Raw genomic sequence first — 18514 nt, 5'->3', positions numbered from 1 at the left:
CTTCGGCGCGGTCTTGCCGGTGAGCGCGTCGAACACCCGCAGGAAGATGTTACGCATGTCGTCGGTCTCCATCAGGATCTCGTGGTAGGCGCCGGGCACGGTGATCAGGCGCCCCTGGGGCAGGTTGCGGGCCGCCGCCGCCTGGGCGGCGTTGTCGACCAGCTTGTCCTCGGCGGCCGAGACGATCTCGACCGGGATGGTCACGCCGCGCAGCCGCTCGGGCCGGGCGAGGAAGGCGGTGGCCGACAGCGCGAAGTCGAGCCAGCCCCACGTCGGCCCGCCCAGGGCCAGGTCGTTGTTGGCCTTCAACTGCGCGTGGTAGCGGGCGAAGCGCCGCGGATCGTGGGTGAGGGGGTTGCCCTCGAAGGTGTCATCGAACGGCGCGCCCGCCTGGCCCAGCATGTAGCGCCCGGCGCGGCCGAACATCAGCGACAGCCGGGTCAGCATCGCCGCCGTCGCGATCGAGTGCTTGCCGAACTGCAGGCCCAGCATCGGCGCCGACAGGCACGCGCCCGAGAACCGCCGCTCGCCGTTGGCCAGCGCCAGCAGGGTCAGGCAACCGCCCATGGAATGGCCCACCGCGATCCACGGCTTCGGCAGCCGGTCCTCGTGGCTGTCGAGCAGGCGGCGGTAATCCTCGAGGAACGGCCTGTAGCCCCGGGCGTGGCCCTTCAGCCGGTCGGCGAGCTCCCGCTGCGACAGCCCCTGCCCGCGCCAGTCGTGCGCCAGGACGACGAAGCCGCGATCCAGGACGTCGCGGATGGTCTCGTAGTATTTCTCGATCGGCTCGGTTCGCCCCCCGGACAGTACGACCGACCCGCGAGCCCGGCCCGGCGGGCGGAACACCGCGGCGCGCAGCTTCGCGCCGCCCTGGCCCACGAACCAGCCCGCCTCGCCGCCGGGCGGGACGGGGGCTTCGGGAATGTCGAGGAGGGGGGCGGGTTCGAACATCGGGAGGCTCTAGACCGCCCGCTCGAAGAGGGCCTGGATCTCGGACGTCAGGCTCATGGCGAGCCCCATGTCCGAGAGCTTCATGCGCCCCGTCATCACCGCGCTCATGGGGTTGAGCTCGCCCTTGCCCAGCTTCACGAGGTCGGCGCGGCTGATGCGGACGGTCAGGTCCGCGGGCGCGGCCGCGTTGGTCACGGTTGCGCCGGCCACGTGGATGTAGCCCTCGCCCTTCAGGTCGAGCGTGACGGAGCGGGAGAGCCCGTCCCCGGACTCCGCGGCGCGGCGGATCCTGTCGGTCAGCTCCTCAAGAGTGGCCATGTCCCCATCGGCTCTCGTGAATCAGGCGAGCTTCGCCGCACGCGTCCCGCGTGTAAACACGTCGTGACCGCCGTCAGTCCGGTTTGACGAACTTCAGCGTCATTCGGTCGCTCTCGCCGATGGCGTCGTACTTCGTGTGGTCGAAGCCCGGGTCGAACGCCGCGCCGCGCGGCGACGAACGGCGCACCGGCGGCAGGGTCCATACGCCGAACGGGTGGTCGCGGGTGTCCTTCGGGTTGGCGTTGATCTCGCTGGTCGCGGCCAGCCGGAAACCCGCCTCCTGCGCCAGCCGGATGGCGTAGGCCTGGTCGACATAGCCGTCCTCGGCCAGCAGGTCGGGCACGCCGCCCGGCGCGGCGCGATGTTCCTCGACACCCAGCACGCCGCCGGGCTTCAGCGCCAGGAAGGCGTCGCGGAACGCCTTCTCCGCGATCCCCGCCGCCATCCAGTTGTGCAGGTTGCGCAGGAAGAGGACGAGGTCGGCGCCGCCCGCCGGCGCGACCGGCCCGCTGGTCGGGCCGAAGGCGGTGAGTTCGATCTTGCCGTAGAGCTTCTCGTCGGCGAAGTGGGTCCGGAACGCCTGCACCACGTCGCGCGCGGAGGCGTCGGCGGCGTCGCCCAGTTGCATGTGCGCGGCATAGAGCCGGCCGTTCGTCGCGGCCAGGAACGGCGCCAGGATCTCGGTGTACCAGCCGGCGCCCGGCCAGAACTCGACCACGGTCGCACCGGGCTTCAGGCCCCAGAACGCCAAGCTCTCGGCAGGGTGACGGAAGCGGTCGCGCGCCCGGTCGGCGGGCGGGCGCCAGGGCCCTGCGACCGCGGCGGCGATCGTGTTCGGCGGCGCGGGCTTCGCGGGCCTGTCCTGGCAGCCGGCCACGGCGACGGCGCCCGTGATGAGCGTGCGGCGGGAGACGGTGATCATGGGCGCGCGAACCCCTCTCGCGAACACCCCCCGCGGCAGGGCTAACCGCTGAGGCCACCCGCGTCAAAGCCCGGAACGCCGCAGGCGTCGTCCGTTTGAACCGCGGAGATCGCGCGCCTCAGCCGGCCTTCACGAAGGTCAGCGTCATGCGGTCGGACTCGCCGATGGCGTCGTACCTGGCGCGGTCGAAGTTGGGATCGGCGGGCTGGCCGCCGGGCGCGCTCTGGCGCGACGGCGGCAGGGTCCACACGCCGAACGGATGGTCCTTGGTGTCCTTCGGGTTGGCGTTGATCTCGGACGTGGAGGCCAGCCGGAAGCCCGCCTTCTCGGCCGCCGCGATCACCGTCGCCGTCGCGACGTAGCCGTTGCTCACGCCCGGCAGTTCGGGCTTCGGGTCCGAGCGGTGCTCCTCGACGGCCAGGACGCCGCCGGGCTTCAGCACGGCGTGGGCGTCCTTCAGCACCTTGTCGAGCATGTTCTGCATCAGGAAGTTGTGGATGTTGCGGGCGGTGATCACGAGGTCGGCGGAGTTCGGGTCGCCCAGGGGGCCGGACCGGGCGCCGAAGTCCACGTACCGGATCGGCCCGTACCGGCCTTCGTCGGCGTACTTCGCCTCGAACGCCGCGCGGCCGCGCCTTGCGCCGTCCGACAGGCTCGGGTTGGCGAGGTCGGCGGCGGTGGCGACATAGGTCCCGCCCGTGGCCTTGGCGTAGGGCGCCAGGATCTCGGTCCAGTAGCCGCCGCCGGGCGAAATCTCGATCACCGTCTGCCGGGGCTTCAGGCCCCAGAAGGTGAGTGTCTCCACCGGCCTGCGGGCTGCGTCGCGGGCCTTGTTCTCGGGCGCGCGCTGGGCGCCCGCCACCACCGACTGCAACTGCGCGTCGAAGGCATGGGCCGGGAGACCGACGGCGACGATCGCGAGGGCGGCGAGGCCGGCCGAGGCGAGGCGGATCATGGGCTTTCCTCCTGGGTGGGCCGGGAACGCTAGGCTGCGCAAACGTCGCGGGATAGCCCTTGAACGCCCGGATCCCGCCACTAACTGATCGGGCGGAGGCGCCGGATGTCCGGGCCTCCTTGGGCTGCCGGCGACGCCGATCTCGGGTCGTCACAGGTCCAACGCAAACAACGCAACCTTGCTTTGCAAGAAGGATGTGAACCCATGCGTACGATCGATTTCGCTCCCCTCTATCGCTCCGTCGTCGGCTTCGACCGCCTGGCGAACCTGCTGGAAACCGCCGCCGCCGATGGCGCCGCGGGCTATCCGCCCTACAACATCGAACGCACCGACGAGAACGCCTACCGCATCGACATCGCGGTGGCCGGCTTCCGTCCGGACGAGCTGAACGTCGAGGTGAAGGAGAACCTCCTCACCGTGACCGGCCGCAAGGCCGCCAACGACGAAGCCCGGAAGTACCTCCACCGCGGCCTGGCCGAGCGCAACTTCGAGCGCCGGTTCCAGCTCGCCGACTATGTGATCGTCACCGACGCGAACCTCTCCGACGGCCTCCTGTCGATCTCGCTGAAGCGCGAGCTCCCCGAGGCCCTGAAGCCCCGCACGGTCGCGATCACCACCGGTGCGCAGAGCACCCTGATCGAAGGCGAAAAGGCCGCGTAGAGCCCTACCTTCCCCGTTCGCGGGGAAGGGGGACCGCGCCCCGCAGAGGGCGTGGTGGAAGGGGCGTGATCATGCTCGGTGCGTGCTTTCGCCCCCTCCCCCGCTCCGCAGGGAGGCAGTGAACCGAGGCGGCGCCCCTTCGCGGGGGCGCCGCCTTCTTCATTTGGGGAAGCTGGCGCCGCGGGTGTCGGCGTCCCGCAGGATGGCGCCGGCGATCTCGGCCCGGTCGAACTTCGCGTAGCGCAGCCGCGCGCCCGTCAGGTCGGCGGGCGTCGAACGGTCCGCCCCGAAGGCCAGGGGCGAGAGGACGGCGTCGGTCAGGTCGGCGCGGGTCAGGTCCGCGCGCATCAGGCGGACACCGCGCAGATCGGCGCCGCGCAGGATCGCGCCCCGCAGATCGCAGCCTTCCAGGTTGGCGCCCTGGAACTGGACGCCGGTGAGGTCGAGGCCGGCGAGGTTCGCGCCCCGGGCGCTGACGGCCGTGAGGCGCAGGCCCTTCAGGGCGTCGCCGGCGGGGCGCAGGTCGGCCTCGTCCAGGCGCGCCGGCCCGCCCTCGGCGCCGCCGGACGTCACCCAGGCCGAGTGGGCGCGGGCCTGTTCGACCAGCCTGACCGAGCGGGCGATGGCGTCGCGGGTCGGCGGCTCGGCCGCGCCGGCCAGCCTGGCGCCGTGGGTCCGGGCGCCGGCGAGCGCGCCGTCGGCGAGGTCGGCGCCGTCGAACCCGGCGTCCTCCAGCAATGCGCCCGACATCGCCGCGCCGGCCATCAGCGCGCCCGTGAAGTTCGCGCCCTTCAGGTTGGCGTCCCGCATCCGCGCGCCCTTCAGCGAGGCGTCGGAGAAGTCGGCGGCCGCAGCATAGAGTCCGTCGAGCTGCGCGCGGTCGAGCGTCGCGCCGGAGAGGTTCGCCCCGTCGATCTCGCCGCTGCGGCGTTCCTCGACCATGGACGGGAACCCCTTGGTCGGGTGCGGGCGGCCGATGACGCCCGGGCGGAAATCGGCCTCGGTGAGGTCGGCGCCGGCAAGATTGGCGGCCTGCAGGCAGGCGCCGCGCAGGTCGGCCTTGCGCAGGTCGGCGCCGCGGAGGTTCGCGCCGCGCAGGTCGCAGCCCGCCAGGATCGCGCCCGCGAGGTCCGCGCCGGCCAGCTCGGCGCCGTCGAACACCGAGCCGGTGAAGTCTGCGCCCGCCAACTGGCGGCCCGCCAGGTTCAGGCCCGAGAAGTCCACGAACGGCAGCGAGGCGCGCTTGCCGCCCCTGCCCGCGAGATGGCGCGCATGGCCGTCGAGCAGGATGGCGAGTTCGCCCTCGGAGAGCTTTCGGCGGCCCGGGAGGAACGGCGCCTTCGACGACGCCTGGAGCCGGACCATCCGCGTCAGATCACGTCGTCGAGGCCGCGGGCCCCTTGGCGGTGGGAGACCCGGCTGAAGTCGGCCTGCTTCAGCATCGCGCCCGTGAAGTTCGAGCGGCTGACGTCGGCGTCGGCGAAGACGGCGTGGCGCAGGTCGGCGTTGCTGAGGTCGGCGCCCTTCACCTGCGCGCCGGTCAGGTTGCACGGCAGGACGCGGTCGGCGCCCAGCAGCAGCGGACCCATCTGGGCCTCGCGCAGGTCGGCGCCCGAGAGCTTCGCGCCCACCAGGCGCGCGCCGCGCAGGTCGGCCCGGCGCAGGACGCAGTTGCGCAGGTCCGCGCCTTCCAGATGCGCGCCCTGGAGCTGCACGCCCTCCATGTCGAGGCCGTAGAAGGTCGCGCCCTTGGCCGAAAGGGCGGTCAGGTTGTAGCCGCGGATCGAGCCCAGGGCCCGCAGGTCGGCGTTGTCGAAGGACGAGGGCTTGCCCTCGCCGCCGCCGGTCTCGCACCAGCGCGCGTGGTCCCTGATCATCTGGTCGTAGGGCAGGTCCGAGAGCGCGCGGCCGGCCGGCTCGTCCGTCAGCGCGCCCGTCAGGTTCGCGTCCGAGACGTTCCAGGCCACGGTCCGCGCGCCCACCAGGATCGCGTCGCGCAGGTCGGCCCCGGCGAGGTCCGCGCCCGACAGGTCGGCGCCCGAGAGGTTCGCACCGGCCAGCGACGCCTGCTTCAGGTTGGCGCGGATCAGCTTCGCGTCCTTCAGGATCGCGTCGGTGAAGTCGGCCCGCACCGCGATGGCCCCGGACAGGCGCGAGCGTTCGAGGTTGGCGCCGGCCAGGGTCGCGCCCTGCAGTTCGCCGAGGTTGGGCGCGCCCGCCTCCAGCTTGCGGAAGCCGAACTGGCGGTCGGCGGCGGCCAGCGTGCCTTCGCGCAGGTCGGCCTCGAAGAGGTCGGCGCCGGTCAGGTTGACGTTGCGCATGCTGGCGCCGCGCAAGTCGGCGCGCCGCAGCGAGGCCTCGCGCATGTCGGCGCTGGTCAGGTCGGCGCAGAAGAGGGTGGCGTTGTCGAGGCGCGCGCCCTTGAAGTCGCAGTCGCTCAGCAGCGCGCCGGTGAAGTCGGCGTCGCAGAGGTTGCGGCCGTGCAGGTCGGTCCCGCTCAGGTCCTTGAACGCGAAGACCGCGCGCGCGCCGCCGGGCTTCGAGCTCCACAGGCGGTCATGCTTGGCGCAGATGACGTCGACCTCGGCCTGGGTCAGGCGGGCCTGGACGAGGGAACGGGTGCTGGCGGCGGCTTGGGTCGACATCGTCCGGCAGGTTTTGGGAAAAGAACCTGTGAACCATGTTAGGGCCGGTCGATTAACGGAGGCTTTCCAAGGGCCTGGCCGGCGCGTACCCGCCCAGGAGCGCGGCGGCCTCCCGGGCCATCAACCCCTGGTCTACGGTGACGCCGGCATCGCTCAACCGCTGCGCGCCGTGACCGCCGGCGAAGACCGACGGGTCGGCGCATGCGAAGACCACGCGGGCCACGCCGGCGTCGGCCAGCCGCGTGCTGCACGGGACGCCGCCGGCCGACCGCCGGGCGCAGGGTTCCAGGGTCACGTAGGCGACGCCGCCGCGCGCCCGCCCGCCGGCCCGGGCCAGCGCCACCTCCTCGGCGTGGGGGCGTCCGCCCTCGCCGGTGACGCCCTCGCCCACCACCTCGCCGCCGTTCACGATCACGCAGCCGACGGACGGGTTCTCGGCTGTCAGGCCGACGTGGGTGGCGGCGAGCGCGATGGCGCGGCGCATGGCGTCTTCATCGGTCATGCGCCGCAACATGAGGCCTGCGGCGCGGGAGGTGAAGTCCGCCGCGACATCGCGCGGAAGGCGTCGGCCGTTCAAGACGTGTCGGCGACTGCAAGAGCGGAAAGAAGCCCGCCAGCGGAGGACACGCCCCCGGTCGGCGTTCAGAGGGGCGGGACCGCGGTGGCCCTTTCGGCGTCGAGGTAGCGCGCGGCCGTCGGCTTCAGGTTCGCGTCCAGCTCGATGACCAGCGGATTGCCGGTGGGGATCTCGACGCCCACGATGTCGTCGTCCGACACGCCGAACAGCAGCTTCACGATGGCGCGCAGCGAGTTGCCGTGCGCGGCCACCAGCAGCGTCTCGCCCGCCTTCAGGCGCGGCGCGATGTCGGCGTTCCAGTAGGGCTCGACCCGCACCAGCGTCGTGGCCAAGCTCTCGGTCGAGGGCAGGTCCAGGCCCGCATAGCGGCGGTCCTTCGAGAAATCGAACGCGCCGCCGGGCGCCATCTCGGGCGGCGGGATGTCGTAGCTGCGCCGCCAGACCTTCACCTGGTCGGCGCCGTGCCGGGCGGCCGTCTCGGTCTTGTTGAGGCCGGTCAGGCCGCCGTAGTGGCGCTCGTTCAGCCGCCAGTCCTTCACCTCGGGCACATAGGCCTGGCCGGCGGCGTGCAGCGCCAGCCACGAGGTGCGGATCGCGCGCGTCAGCACCGAGGTGAACACCCGGTCGATGGCGATTCCGGCGGCCTTGATCAGCTCGCCGCCCTTCTTCGCCTCGGCCTCGCCCTGGGCGGTCAGGTCGACGTCCACCCAGCCGGTGAAGCGGTCCTCCAGGTTCCACTGGCTCTGGCCATGGCGCAGCAGGATCAGGGTCGGCAAGGCGGCGGCTCCTCTGGTCGGGAGCGTCGGGCTAGGGCGCCGGGGCCTACCCCGTCAACCCGGCGCGGGCTATAGCGGGGCGATGTTCGACCGCTTCTACCTGGGCCTGCTCGTCGTCGGCGCGATCGCCGCGGTGGCGCTGGCGCTCGTCTGGCCGCAGGGGCTGGGCGACCGCTCGCCGGCGCCGTTCGGGCACGAGCCGGTCCAGCGCACCGCTGAGATGCAGGCCAGGATGCGCGCCGAGACCGAGGCGGCGCAGAAGCGCGTCGACCAGGCGCGGCAGGCCGTCCGCTCGATCCAGAACCAGGCGATCGCGCCGTCCCAATGACGACCAGGGACACCATCGCCGTCGGCCGCCGCGTGCTGGAGACGGAAGCCGAGGCGCTGGGCCGGCTGGCCGCGGAGCTGGGCGAGAGCTTCGCGCAGGCCGTCGAGGCGCTGTTCACGGCGAAAGGCCGGATCGTCTGCACGGGCATCGGCAAGTCGGGCCACGTCGCGCGCAAGATCGCCGCGACGCTCGCCTCCACCGGCTCGGCGGCCATGTTCGTCCACCCCAGCGAAGCCAGCCACGGCGACCTCGGCATGATCGGCCAGGACGACGTGATCCTGGCGCTCTCGAAGACCGGCGAGACCCGGGAGCTGGCCGACGTCATCGCCTATGCGGCGCGCTTCCATATCCCGCTGATCGGCATGACCGCGGGGCCGGAGAGCGCGCTGGGCCTGGCCGCCGACATCGTCCTGCAACTGCCCGACGCGCCCGAGGCCGCCGACGCGGTGAACGCGCCCACCACCTCGACCACGCTGCAGATGGCGCTGGGCGACGCGCTGGCCGTGGCGCTGCTGGAGCGGCGCGGGTTCCAGCCCAAGGACTTCAGGGTCTTCCACCCCGGCGGCAAGCTGGGCGCCTTGCTGCGCACCGCCGCCGACCTGATGCACGGCCGCGAGGAGCTGCCGCTGGTCGCGCCGGAGACGCCGATGCGCGAGGCGCTGCTGGTGATGAGCGAGAAGCGCTGGGGGATCGTCGGCGTGGTCGATCCCAAGGGCGTGCTGCTGGGGGCGATCACCGACGGCGACCTGCGCCGCCACATCGTGGGCCTGCTCGACCACACCGCCGGCGAGGTGATGACGCCCGGCCCCAGGAAGACCGCGCCGCCCGGCATGCTGGCCGGCGAGGCCCTGGCCCTGATGAGCGATCCCGCGCCCGCCGTCACGGTCCTCTTCGTCGTCGAGGCCGGCAAGCCCGTCGGCATCCTCCACGTCCACGACCTGTTGCGCGCCGGGGTGATGTAGCGCCGGCGGGCGAACGCGTTCGCCCGTTAAGCCTTACGAAGTGGCCTGCGACATATTGGCCCGCTAAAGACAGCCCGACACGCGTACCCCCGGAGTTCCGATGCTGCCCGCCCCCCGCGCCGACCTCGTCGCCAACACCTTCGAGTACGAGAACGCCCCGCTGGTGAAGGCCACGGGCTTCCGCGAATACGATGCGCGCTGGCTGTTCGGGCCCGAGATCAACCTGCTGGGCGTCCAGGCGCTGGGCCTGGGCCTGGGCACGCTGATCCACGAGATGGGCCAGACGCGGATCGTCGTCGGCCACGACTTCCGCAGCTACTCGCTCTCCATCAAGCAGGCGCTGACCATCGGCCTCGTGGCGGCCGGCTGCGAGGTGGTGGACATCGGCCTGGCCGTCTCGCCGATGGCCTACTTCGCCCAGTTCGACCTCGACGCGCCGTGCGTCGCCATGGTCACCGCCAGCCACAACGAGAACGGCTGGACGGGGGTGAAGATGGGCGCGCAACGGCCCCTGACCTTCGGCCCCGACGAGATGGGCCGGCTGAAGGAGATCGTGCTGGGCGGCAAGTGGACGCAGCGCCCCGGCGGTTCGCTGGCGCACATCGACGGCGTCGCCGAGCGCTACATCGCCGACGCGGCGGCGCGGGTGAAGCTGACCCGCCCGCTCAAGGTGATCGCCGCCTGCGGCAACGGCACCGCCGGCGCGTTTGCGCCCGAAGGCCTGCGCCGCATGGGCGTGGCCGAGGTCATCGAGATGGACTGCGGCCTCGACTGGACCTTCCCGAAATACAACCCGAACCCCGAGGACCACCACATGCTCTCCGAGATGGCCAAGGCCGTCCGCGAGCATGGCGCCGACCTCTGCCTGGGCTTCGACGGCGACGGCGACCGTTGCGGCGTGGTGGACGACGAGGGCGAGGAGATCTTCGCCGACAAGATCGGCCTGATGCTGGCCCGCGACCTTTCGGCCCTGCACAAGGACGCGACCTTCGTGGTCGACGTGAAGTCCACGGGCCTCTTCGCCACCGACCCGGTGCTGGCGGCCAACGGCGCCAGGACCGTCTACTGGAAGACCGGCCACAGCTACATCAAGCGCAAGACCGCCGAGCTGGGCGCGCTCGCCGGCTTCGAGAAGAGCGGCCACTTCTTCTTCAATCCGCCGATCGGGCGTGGCTACGACGACGGCCTGGTGGCCGCCGCGGCGATCCTGGCGATGCTCGACCGCAACCCTGGCAAGAAGCTCAGCGACCTGAAGAAGGCGCTGCCGGTCGCGTACACCTCGCTGACCATGAGCCCGCACTGCGCCGACGAGGAGAAGTACGGCGTGGTCGACGACGTGGTCGCCGAGTATGTCGCGCTGGCCGAGGCCGGGGGAACGATCCTGGGCCGCAGGATCGTCGACGTGATCACCGTCAACGGCGTGCGCGTGGCGCTGGAGGACGGCTCGTGGGTGCTGGTCCGCGCCTCGTCCAACAAGCCCGAGATCGTGGTCGTCGTGGAGAGCACGCGCTCCGAGGACGACATGCGCGCCCTCTTCCGCGAGGAGGTGAAGCCGCGCCTCGCCAGGCGCCCGCAGGTCGGCAAATACAACCAGGAGATCTGAGCGGTCGCTGGCGCGGCAGGCCTCAGGCTGTCAGGCTCGCGCGTCTCGTTGAAGGCGCTGAAGTCGACCCTGGGCGGGTCCGGACACCCACTGTTGTCATCCCGGTTTCGCCGCAGGCGAAGACCGGGACCCAACCGTCCGGTGCTCTGAGAAGGTAGGTGGCCCGGATGGCGGGGCCGTGCTGGAAACGCGGAGCACCGGAGGGTTGGGTCCCGGTCTTGGGCTTCGCCCAAACCGGGATGACAGCCGGGAGTGAGGAGGCGAAGGGCCGCGTTCCACCCCTTCACCGAACCTTGTCAGTCTCGGCTGCGGGCCCGCTCAGATCGCGGGCTTCACGTCCGTCTTCGTAAAGTCGTCGCCCTTGAACAGCAGGCCGTCGCCCTCGACCTGGGCCAGGGCATAGGCAAAACAGTCGCCGAGATTCAGCGGGCCCCGACCGGTCCCCTTGCCAAAGCGGGCGAACGCCGCGAGCGCCAAGCGGGCAGCCGGTTCGCCGATCTCAGTTACCTCTATCGATAGGTCGGAGAGTAGACGGCGCGCTTCTGCGACGCCGTCTGCACCGCCGAGCGCGTGGGCCCGCGCCGTGACTTCCCAAAGGTTGACGGGAGAAATTCGTCCGCCGGTGCGCTCGAGCAGCGCCTTGAACTCTGCGGCTTCGGCCTCAAGCAACAGGATGGCGAGAACGGCCGACGCATCCACCGCAATCACCGCGGCATCCCGTCCTCGTCATAGAAGTCATCGTCTGTCAGCATACGGCCGCCATGAGCGCGAACGGCGGCTTGAAACCGCGCTATCGTCGCATCAACGTCTCCCGAGCGATCCCGAAGGCGCTCGCATCGCTGTTCCAGCTCAAGCTCCCTTCGCGCCATCTCCGCGACAATGTCGGTGATAGGCCGACCGCGACGGGCTGCAAGTTCGCGGAGATCGCGAACCGCGTCTTTCCGACGAATTTGGATGGGTCGCATCATGATGGGAAGTGCTTATCATGATCCTTCGATGGCTTGCAAATTGCTGACCCGCGCATCGTCTGTGCCGTTGCGGCGCGCCCGCCTTCCGTGGTGAAAGGCGCGGCTTCCAGGGAGTTCTTGCATGCGCGTGGCGATGATCGGGACGGGCTATGTGGGCCTGGTGAGCGGGGCCTGTTTCGCCGATTTCGGGCACACCGTGACCTGCATCGACAAGGACGCGTCCAAGATCGAGCAGCTCGAGGCCGGCGGCATCCCGATCTACGAGCCGGGCCTCGACCAGCTCGTCGCCTCGAACGTGAAGGCCGGCCGACTGTTCTTCGACACCGACGCGCGCCAGGCGATCGCCGAGGCCGACGCGGTGTTCATCGGCGTGGGCACGCCCTCGCGCCGCGGCGACGGCTACGCCGATCTCAGCTACGTCTACGCGGCCGCCGAGGAGATCGCGACGCTGGTGGACGGCTTCACCGTCGTCGTCACCAAGTCGACCGTCCCGGTCGGCACCGGCGACGAGATCGAGAAGATCTTCAAGCGCGTGCGGCCCGACGCCGACGTGGCCGTGGTCTCCAACCCCGAGTTCCTGCGCGAAGGCGCCGCCATCGAGGACTTCAAGCGTCCGGACCGCGTGGTGGTCGGCACGCAGGACGAGCGCGCCCAGGCGGTGATGCGCGAGCTCTACCGCCCGCTCTACCTCAACGAGACGCCGATCCTCTTCACCAGCCGGCGCACCAGCGAGCTGATCAAGTACGCCGCCAACGCCTTCCTGGCGCTGAAGATCACCTACATCAACGAGATGGCCGACCTGTGCGAGGCGGTCGGCGCCGACGTGCAGCAGGTGGCGCGCGGCATCGGCCTGGACGGGCGCATCGGCGGCAAGTTCCTGAACGCCGGCCCCGGCTACGGCGGCTCGTGCTTCCCGAAGGATACGCTGGCCCTGGTCCGCACCGCCCGCGACGCCGGCGCGCCGGTCGAGCTGGTCGAGACCACGGTGAAGGTGAACGACGAGCGCAAGCGCGCCATGGCCCGCAAGGTGCTGAAGGCGGTCGACGGCGACCTCGACGGCAAGACCGTCGGCGTGCTGGGCCTCACCTTCAAGCCCAACACCGACGACATGCGCGACGCGCCGTCGCTGGCCATCATCCCGGCCCTGCAGGACAAGGGCGCCAGGGTGCAGGCCTTCGACCCCGAGGGCCACGAGGCGGTGAAGATGCTGCCGGGCGTCGACTTCAAGGACGACCCCTACGCCGTGGCCGAGGGCGCCGACGTGCTCGTCATCATCACCGAGTGGGACCAGTTCCGCGCGCTCGACCTCGACCGCATCAAGCTCCTGATGAAGAAGCCGGTGCTGGTCGACCTGCGCAACATCTACAAGCCCGCCGACATGACCGCCCGCGGCTTCGACTACTCCAGCGTCGGTCGCTGAGGGCCGTCAGTGGCCGCCCCCGGGCGGGGCGGCGCGCGTGGGCTTCGGCGCGATCCAGATGACGCTGGCGGCGACGGCGAACACGACCGCCGTGGCCAGGAACATGCGGTTCGTGGAGATCATCACCCCCTGTACCTGCACCAGCGACTCGAGCTGGTGCAGGGCCTGGTCGGGCGAGAGGCCACGCGCGGTCATGGCGTCCAGCGCCCGCTGCGGGTCGGGCAGGGCGCCGGCCAGGATGCTGCGCTGGGCCGACGAGGTGTTGTCCCAGGCCGTGGTCATGATCGAGGTGGCGAAGGCCGCCGAGGTGGTGCGCAGGAAGTTCTGGAGGCCGGCCGCGGCCGCCGTCTCCTCGGGCAGCACCGAGGAGAGCGACAAGCTGGTGGTCGGGATGAAGAAGAACGGCATCGCGAAGCCCAGCACGAACTGCGGGATGGCGATGTCCCAGAACGTCGCGTCGGTGGTGTAGAAGGCCCGCCAGAGCGCCACGCCCGCCATCCAGAAGACACCGAACGAGACCAGCAGGCGCGTGTCGTAGCGCCCGACCAGCCGCGCCACGATCGGCGACATGATCACCGCCAGGACGCCGTTCAGGCAGCCCGCATAGCCGGCCCAGGTGGCCGTGTAGCCCATGGTGGTCTGCAGCCAGAGCGGGATCAGCACCACGCTGGCGAAGAAGGCCCCGAACGTCAGGCTGAGCGTCGTGACCCCGATGACGAAGCCCCGGTGGCGGAAGACGCGCAGGTTCACGATCGGGTTCTGCGACGTGAGCTCCCAGATCAGGAAGGCCGCGAAACCGACGACCGCCACGATCGCCAGGCCCACGATGAAGGGCGAGCCGAACCAGTCCAGCTCCTTGCCCTTGTCGAGCATGATCTGCATCGACCCGACCCAGAGCACGAGCAGGCCCAGGCCCACGTAGTCCACCGGCGCGCGCCGCGTCGCCGCCTCCTGGCCGATCAGCATGCGGTAGGCGCCGAAGCCGACGATCGCGGCCACGGGGATGTTGATCAGGAAGATCCAGCTCCAGTGGGCGTTGTCCGAGATCAGGCCGCCCAGGATCGGCCCGGCGATGGGGGCCACGACGGTCGTCATGCTCCAGAGGCCCAGCGCCTGGGGGCCCTTGTCCTTCGGGAAGATGCCGAGCAGCAGCGTCTGCGACATCGGCATGATCGGCCCGCCGCAGAGGCCCTGGCAGATGCGGAACGCCACCAGCATCCCGAAGCTGGGCGCGAGCCCGCAGAGCAGGGAGAAGAGCCCGAACCCCGCCATCCCGGCGGCGAACACCTTCACCGGCCCGAACCGCTGGGCCAGCCACCCGGTCAGCGGCACGGTGATCGCCTCGGCCACCGAGTAGGACGTGATGACCCACGTGCCCTGGCTGGGCGAGACGGCCAGCGCGCCGGCGATGTGCGGCACCGAGACGTTGGCGATGGTGGTGTCCAGCACCACCATGAAGTTGGCGAGCCCCAGGAGGAGCGCCGCCGTCATCAGCCGCGCGCCGGTCAGCGGCGCGGGGCCTTCAGCGGCCGCGGCGGACATGGGCTCAGCCCCCGACGTCGACGTCGGCCGTCATGGAGAGGCCGACCCGCAGCGGATGCTCGGCCAGCTCCTTCGGGTCGAGCGCGATGCGCACCGGCACCCGCTGCACCACCTTGATCCAGTTGCCCGTGGCGTTCTGCGCCGGGATCACCGCGAACGCCGAGCCCGTGCCGCCGGAGAAGCCCACGACCCGGCCGTGGAACTTCACGCCCGAGCCGTAGAGGTCGCTGGTCAGGGTCACCGGCTGGCCGACGCGCACCTTGCGTAGCTGGCCTTCCTTGAAGTTGGCGTCGACGTAGGCGCGCTGGATCGGCACCACGCTCATCAGCGCCGCGCCCGGCTGCACGCGCTGGCCCACCTCGATGGTGTTGCGGGTGACGACGCCGTCGATCGGCGCGCGGATCACGGTGCGCGCGAGGTCCAGCTCGGCCTGGGCCAGCCTGGCGCGGGCGGCGGCGACCTCGGGGTTGCCGGCCACGTCGCTGCCTTCCACCAGCACGCTGGCGGCGCGCTGCTGTTCGCCGGCGGCGGCGGCGTTGGCGCGGGCCTGCGCGAGCCCGGCGCGGGCGGTGCTGAGCTGGGTCTCGGCGGCGGTCAGCTCGTCGCCGGAGACGGCGCCCTGGCCCGCCAGGCCCTTGCGGCGGCCGTACTCCACCTCCGCGCGGCGCAGTTCGGCGGCGGCGCGGGCGATGTCGGCGGCGCGCGCCGTGGTCTGGGCGGCCAGCGCCCGGTCGTTGGCGAAGTACTGGCGCACCTTGCGTTCGGCCTGGTCGCGGTCGGCGCGGGCGCGGGCGACGGCCAGGCGGTAGTCCGCGGGATCGATCACCGCCAGCACCTGGCCCTTCTTCACCATCAGCGTCTCGTGGATCGGGACCTCGGTCAGCGGGCCGCTCACCAGGGCGGTGATCTGGGCGCTGGAGGCCTGGACATAGGCGTCGTCGGTCTCGACGTGCGTGCGCCCGAGCAGCAGCCAGTAGGCGAACCAGATCAGCGCCGCCGCCGCGACCACGAGGGCCAGGATCGTCAGCAGCCGCTTGCGCCGGCCCTGCGGCGGGTTGGGGGGCGTGTCGGCAGAGGCGGTGGCGGTTGAGGGCGGGGCGTCCGCCTGGTCTCGGGCCATGGTCGTAGCTTTCTGAAGGTCAGGCGCGGAAGCCGCCGCCGAGGGCGCGGACGAGGCTGGCGTCGAGGGTGAGCGCGCGGGCCTCGAGCTGGGCGACCGCGCGGCGTTGGGCGATGACCGCGTCCTCGGCGGTCAGCAGCGTGAGGTAGGAGGTGAGGCCGCCTTCGTAGCGCAGGCGCGCCACGCGGTAGGCCCGTTCGCCGGCGTCCAGGGCGTCGCGCGCGGCGGCGAGCCGGGCCTGGAGCGCGCGCTGGCCGCCGGCGGCGTCGGCCACCTGCCGCAGCGCCGTCACCAGCGTCTGGTCGTAGGCGGCCACGGCGGCGTCGTAGTCGGCGCGCGCGCCGCGGTAGGCGCCGGCCAGTCGCCCGCCGTCGAAGATCGGCAGGCTGATCGCCGCGCCCGCCTGGCCGATGTCGGAGCCCGACTTCGTCAGGTTGTCGAGGCCCAGCGCCTGCACGCCGATGAAGGCGGCGAGGTTGATGTTCGGGTAGAAGCCGGCCTTCGCCACGTCGATCCGCCTGCCCGCCGCCTCGGCGCGCAGCCGCGCCGCCTGCAGGTCGGGCCGCCGGCCCAGCAGGTCCGCGGCGAGGTTCGCCGGCAGGCCGAAGCCGCCGGCCGGCGCCGCCTTGGCCCGTCCCAGGGACAGGCCGCGATCGGGTCCCTTGCCAGCCAGGGCCGCCAGTTCGTGGCGCGCCACCACGAGCTGTTCGTCGAGGCCGGCGAGGTCCTGCCGCGCCGCCGCCGCCGCCGCGCGGGCCTGGTCGGCCTCGCCCGGGTTGGCCGCGCCGCCGGCGACGCGGTGGGCGACCAGGTCGGCCGAGGCCTCGCGGTTCTTCAGCGCCGCATCGGCGGCGTCGCGCTCGGCGATCAGGCGGGCGTAGTCGGCGTAGGCCGCGGCGATGGCGGTGGTCAGCGCCAGCCGCGCCTCGGCGGCGTCCATGCGGGCCGCTTCGGCCTCGGAGGTCGCCGCCTTCAGCGCCGCGCGGTTCCGGCCCCACAGGTCGAGGTCGTAGCCGAGGTCCAGCGTGGCGCGGCCGGCGTCGTTGTAGCCGCGCGGGACGAACGGGGCGGGGATGCCGTTGTTGTAGGACTGCTTGGTCTCGCTGGCCTGGGCGGCGGCGGACAGGCCGGGCAGGGTCGGGGCGCGCGACTGCTGGGCCCGCGCCTCGGCGGCGCGCAGGCGGGCGGCGGCCTCGGCCAGGGTGGGCGAGCCGGCCAGCGCCTCGTCCATCAGGGCGTCGAGCTGCGGGTCGCCATAGGCGCTCCACCAGCGGTCGGCGGGCCAGGCCGCGGCCGGGGCGGCGAAGCTCTGCGCGGTGGCGAAGCCCTCGGCGCCGGCGGCCCTGGGCGCGGCGGGAAGCCCGGGGACGGTGGCGCATCCGGCCAGCGCCACCGCGCCGGCCAGAAGGGTGATGATCTTGCGGGTCATGTCCGCGCCTCGGGGGAGGTTGGCTACGGGGATGGTCTCGGCTGCGACGGTCGGGCCTATTGATCTGACCGTACTGTACGGTCATATATTTTCCGCGACTGGACGCCGTCAAGGCGTGGCCCTGGGAAATTCGGATGTCGGCGGCGGCCACCACAACCAAGCGCGCGGATCGGCGGGAGGTCATCCTCGACGTCGCCCGCGACTGTTTCCTGGCCGAGGGCTTCGCCGCCACCTCGATGTCGACCATCGCCGCGCGGCTGGGCGGGTCCAAGGGCACGCTCTACAACTACTTCAGGAGCAAGGAAGACCTGTTCGCCGCCGTGATGCAGCGCACCTGCGGCGAGTTGCAGGAGACCCTGTTCGACATCGGCCCGGACGCCGGCGACACCCGGGCCCGGCTGACCCACCTCGCCCGCGGGTTCCTGGCCCACCTGATGACCGCCGAGACGCGGGCGATCCAGCGGCTGGTCGTCTCGGAGAGCGAGCGTTTCCCCGAACTGGGCCGCGTCTTCTACGAGAGCGGGCCCCAGGTCGTGCTGGGCCGGATCGGCGACTACCTGAGCGAGCGGATGACGGCCGGCGTGCTCCGGCGCACCGACCCGCTGGTGGCCGCCCAGCACTTCAAGGACCTGGCGATCTCGGGGGTCTACTGGCCGCGCATGTGGGGCGTGGCCGCCGACCTCACCCCGCGCGAGGTCGAGGAGCAGGTCGAGCGCGCCGTCGACACCTTCCTGCGCGCCTACAAGCCCTGAACGCCATGGCGCCGCGGCTCTTCCACGTCAGCGAAGAACGGGACATCGCCCGCTTCGCGCCGCGGCCCTCGCCGTCGTCCAATACGACGCTGGGCACGTGCGTGTGGTCGATCTGCGAGGCGCACCTGCCGAACGACCTGCTCCCGCGCGACTGCCCGCGGGTCTGTTTCCGCCGCGGCCCGCAGACCACCGAGGCGGACGCCAGGCGGTTCCTGGGCGGCGCGGAGCACGTGGTCGCCTTCCCGGCGACGTGGCTGGAGGCGGTGCGGCGCGCGCGCCTGGCGCTCTAAGAGATGCCGCCGCAGACGTTCTTCGAGGCCGACGCCGAGGCCGGCTACTGGATTTCGCGCGACGAGGTCCGACCGCTGGGCGTCCGCGTCGTCGACGATGCGCTGGGCGCCCTGGTCGATGCGGGCCTAGAACCCGCTGCCGGCCAGCCGCAGGAAGGTTTCGCCGATGTAGACGGCGCCCGCCCAGAAGGCCGCGCCCATCAGACCTACGAACGCGAGACAGGCGATACAGCGCACGGGCCGCTCCGCCTGCCGCGCGACGCCCGAAAGGGCGAATTCGCGCCGCATGTAACCTC

The 18514-nt window shown here is 71.8% G+C and carries 21 protein-coding genes; 7 read left to right on the top strand and 14 right to left on the bottom strand.

From position 1 onward, the window contains the following. From KF737_RS19370 to KF737_RS19355, 4 genes are all read right to left on the bottom strand, one after another. The coding region (locus KF737_RS19370) for an alpha/beta fold hydrolase (protein WP_296458974.1) at positions 1–951 on the bottom strand (951 nt) is incomplete at its 3' end. A 9-nt stretch (positions 952–960) separates the two neighbouring features. Continuing rightward, positions 961–1269 carry an SCP2 sterol-binding domain-containing protein gene (locus KF737_RS19365; RefSeq protein WP_296458971.1) on the bottom strand — a complete coding sequence of 103 codons (309 nt, stop codon included), beginning with the start codon at positions 1267–1269 and terminating at the stop codon, positions 961–963. 73 nt (positions 1270–1342) lie between these two features. Continuing rightward, positions 1343–2191 (bottom strand): methyltransferase, encoded by an 849-nt coding sequence (locus KF737_RS19360; RefSeq protein WP_296458968.1) that lies wholly within the window; start codon positions 2189–2191, stop codon positions 1343–1345. Between the two features lie 118 nt (positions 2192–2309). Further along, a complete protein-coding gene (locus KF737_RS19355; protein WP_296458965.1) occupies positions 2310–3146 on the bottom strand; it encodes a class I SAM-dependent methyltransferase in 837 nt (278 codons plus the stop codon). Positions 3147–3350: 204 nt separating this feature from the next. Here KF737_RS19355 and KF737_RS19350 point away from each other — a divergent pair, with 204 nt between their 5' ends. Next, positions 3351–3806, top strand: a complete 456-nt coding sequence (locus KF737_RS19350; RefSeq protein ID WP_296458962.1) for an Hsp20 family protein — start codon at positions 3351–3353, stop codon at positions 3804–3806. 159 nt (positions 3807–3965) lie between these two features. Here the strand turns inward: KF737_RS19350 and KF737_RS19345 are convergent, their stop codons facing one another. The 4 genes from KF737_RS19345 to gpmA form a co-directional block, all read right to left on the bottom strand. Further along, positions 3966–5171 carry a pentapeptide repeat-containing protein gene (locus KF737_RS19345; RefSeq protein WP_296458959.1) on the bottom strand — a complete coding sequence of 402 codons (1206 nt, stop codon included), beginning with the start codon at positions 5169–5171 and terminating at the stop codon, positions 3966–3968. Positions 5172–5176: 5 nt separating this feature from the next. Further along, positions 5177–6451, bottom strand: a complete 1275-nt coding sequence (locus KF737_RS19340; RefSeq protein ID WP_296458956.1) for a pentapeptide repeat-containing protein — start codon at positions 6449–6451, stop codon at positions 5177–5179. A gap of 52 nt (positions 6452–6503) precedes the next feature. Further along, positions 6504–6953: a deaminase gene (locus KF737_RS19335; RefSeq protein WP_296458953.1), complete on the bottom strand. Its 450-nt coding sequence runs from the start codon at positions 6951–6953 to the stop codon at positions 6504–6506. Between the two features lie 140 nt (positions 6954–7093). Beyond that, the gene (gpmA, locus tag KF737_RS19330) at positions 7094–7804 is read right to left on the bottom strand and encodes a 2,3-diphosphoglycerate-dependent phosphoglycerate mutase (RefSeq protein WP_296458950.1); all 711 of its coding nucleotides are present in this window, start codon (positions 7802–7804) and stop codon (positions 7094–7096) included. Positions 7805–7886: 82 nt separating this feature from the next. On the opposite strand from gpmA, the gene KF737_RS19325 reads away from it, so the two are divergent. From KF737_RS19325 to KF737_RS19315, 3 genes are all read left to right on the top strand, one after another. Further along, the gene (locus KF737_RS19325) at positions 7887–8132 is read left to right on the top strand and encodes a hypothetical protein (RefSeq protein WP_296458947.1); all 246 of its coding nucleotides are present in this window, start codon (positions 7887–7889) and stop codon (positions 8130–8132) included. Beyond that, positions 8129–9094: an SIS domain-containing protein gene (locus KF737_RS19320; RefSeq protein ID WP_296458944.1), complete on the top strand. Its 966-nt coding sequence runs from the start codon at positions 8129–8131 to the stop codon at positions 9092–9094. Before KF737_RS19325 ends, KF737_RS19320 begins: the two co-directional genes overlap by 4 nt. A 100-nt stretch (positions 9095–9194) precedes the next feature. Continuing rightward, a complete protein-coding gene (locus KF737_RS19315) occupies positions 9195–10697 on the top strand; it encodes a phosphomannomutase/phosphoglucomutase (protein WP_296458941.1) in 1503 nt (500 codons plus the stop codon). A gap of 318 nt (positions 10698–11015) precedes the next feature. Here KF737_RS19315 and KF737_RS19310 read toward each other — a convergent pair whose 3' ends face one another. Both KF737_RS19310 and KF737_RS22505 read right to left on the bottom strand, forming a co-directional pair. After that, positions 11016–11405, bottom strand: a complete 390-nt coding sequence (locus tag KF737_RS19310) for a type II toxin-antitoxin system VapC family toxin (protein WP_296458938.1) — start codon at positions 11403–11405, stop codon at positions 11016–11018. Next, a complete protein-coding gene (locus KF737_RS22505) occupies positions 11402–11662 on the bottom strand; it encodes a type II toxin-antitoxin system VapB family antitoxin (RefSeq protein WP_367273251.1) in 261 nt (86 codons plus the stop codon). Before KF737_RS22505 ends, KF737_RS19310 begins: the two co-directional genes overlap by 4 nt. Before the next feature lie 124 nt (positions 11663–11786). Between KF737_RS22505 and KF737_RS19300 the strand changes: the two genes are divergently transcribed. Continuing rightward, positions 11787–13085, top strand: coding sequence for a UDP-glucose/GDP-mannose dehydrogenase family protein (locus tag KF737_RS19300; protein WP_296458932.1), 1299 nt, complete (start codon positions 11787–11789; stop codon positions 13083–13085). 6 nt (positions 13086–13091) lie between these two features. Here the strand turns inward: KF737_RS19300 and KF737_RS19295 are convergent, their stop codons facing one another. From KF737_RS19295 to KF737_RS19285, 3 genes are read right to left on the bottom strand one after another with little or no spacing between them, the layout of a single operon-like run. Continuing rightward, a complete protein-coding gene (locus tag KF737_RS19295; RefSeq protein WP_296458930.1) occupies positions 13092–14627 on the bottom strand; it encodes a DHA2 family efflux MFS transporter permease subunit in 1536 nt (511 codons plus the stop codon). Between the two features lie 4 nt (positions 14628–14631). Further along, entirely contained in the window at positions 14632–15747 is a 1116-nt protein-coding gene (locus tag KF737_RS19290; protein WP_296458927.1) for an HlyD family efflux transporter periplasmic adaptor subunit, read from the bottom strand. 19 nt (positions 15748–15766) lie between these two features. Then, entirely contained in the window at positions 15767–17176 is a 1410-nt protein-coding gene (locus tag KF737_RS19285) for an efflux transporter outer membrane subunit (protein ID WP_296458923.1), read from the bottom strand. A gap of 134 nt (positions 17177–17310) precedes the next feature. Here KF737_RS19285 and KF737_RS19280 point away from each other — a divergent pair, with 134 nt between their 5' ends. Both KF737_RS19280 and KF737_RS19275 read left to right on the top strand, forming a co-directional pair. Further along, positions 17311–17928, top strand: a complete 618-nt coding sequence (locus KF737_RS19280) for a TetR/AcrR family transcriptional regulator (RefSeq protein WP_296458920.1) — start codon at positions 17311–17313, stop codon at positions 17926–17928. Between the two features lie 5 nt (positions 17929–17933). After that, positions 17934–18218 (top strand): DUF6886 family protein, encoded by a 285-nt coding sequence (locus tag KF737_RS19275; protein ID WP_296458917.1) that lies wholly within the window; start codon positions 17934–17936, stop codon positions 18216–18218. Between the two features lie 126 nt (positions 18219–18344). Here KF737_RS19275 and KF737_RS19270 read toward each other — a convergent pair whose 3' ends face one another. Then, on the bottom strand, positions 18345–18506 hold the full coding sequence (locus tag KF737_RS19270; protein WP_296458913.1) for a hypothetical protein: 162 nt from the start codon (positions 18504–18506) through the stop codon (positions 18345–18347). Positions 18507–18514 lie beyond the last annotated feature (8 nt).

The sequence above is a fragment of the Phenylobacterium sp. genome (assembly GCF_019636135.1).
Lineage (GTDB): Bacteria > Pseudomonadota > Alphaproteobacteria > Caulobacterales > Caulobacteraceae > Phenylobacterium.
Note: the sequence above shows the minus strand (reverse complement) of the source record. Positions and strands in the feature narration are given on the sequence as shown.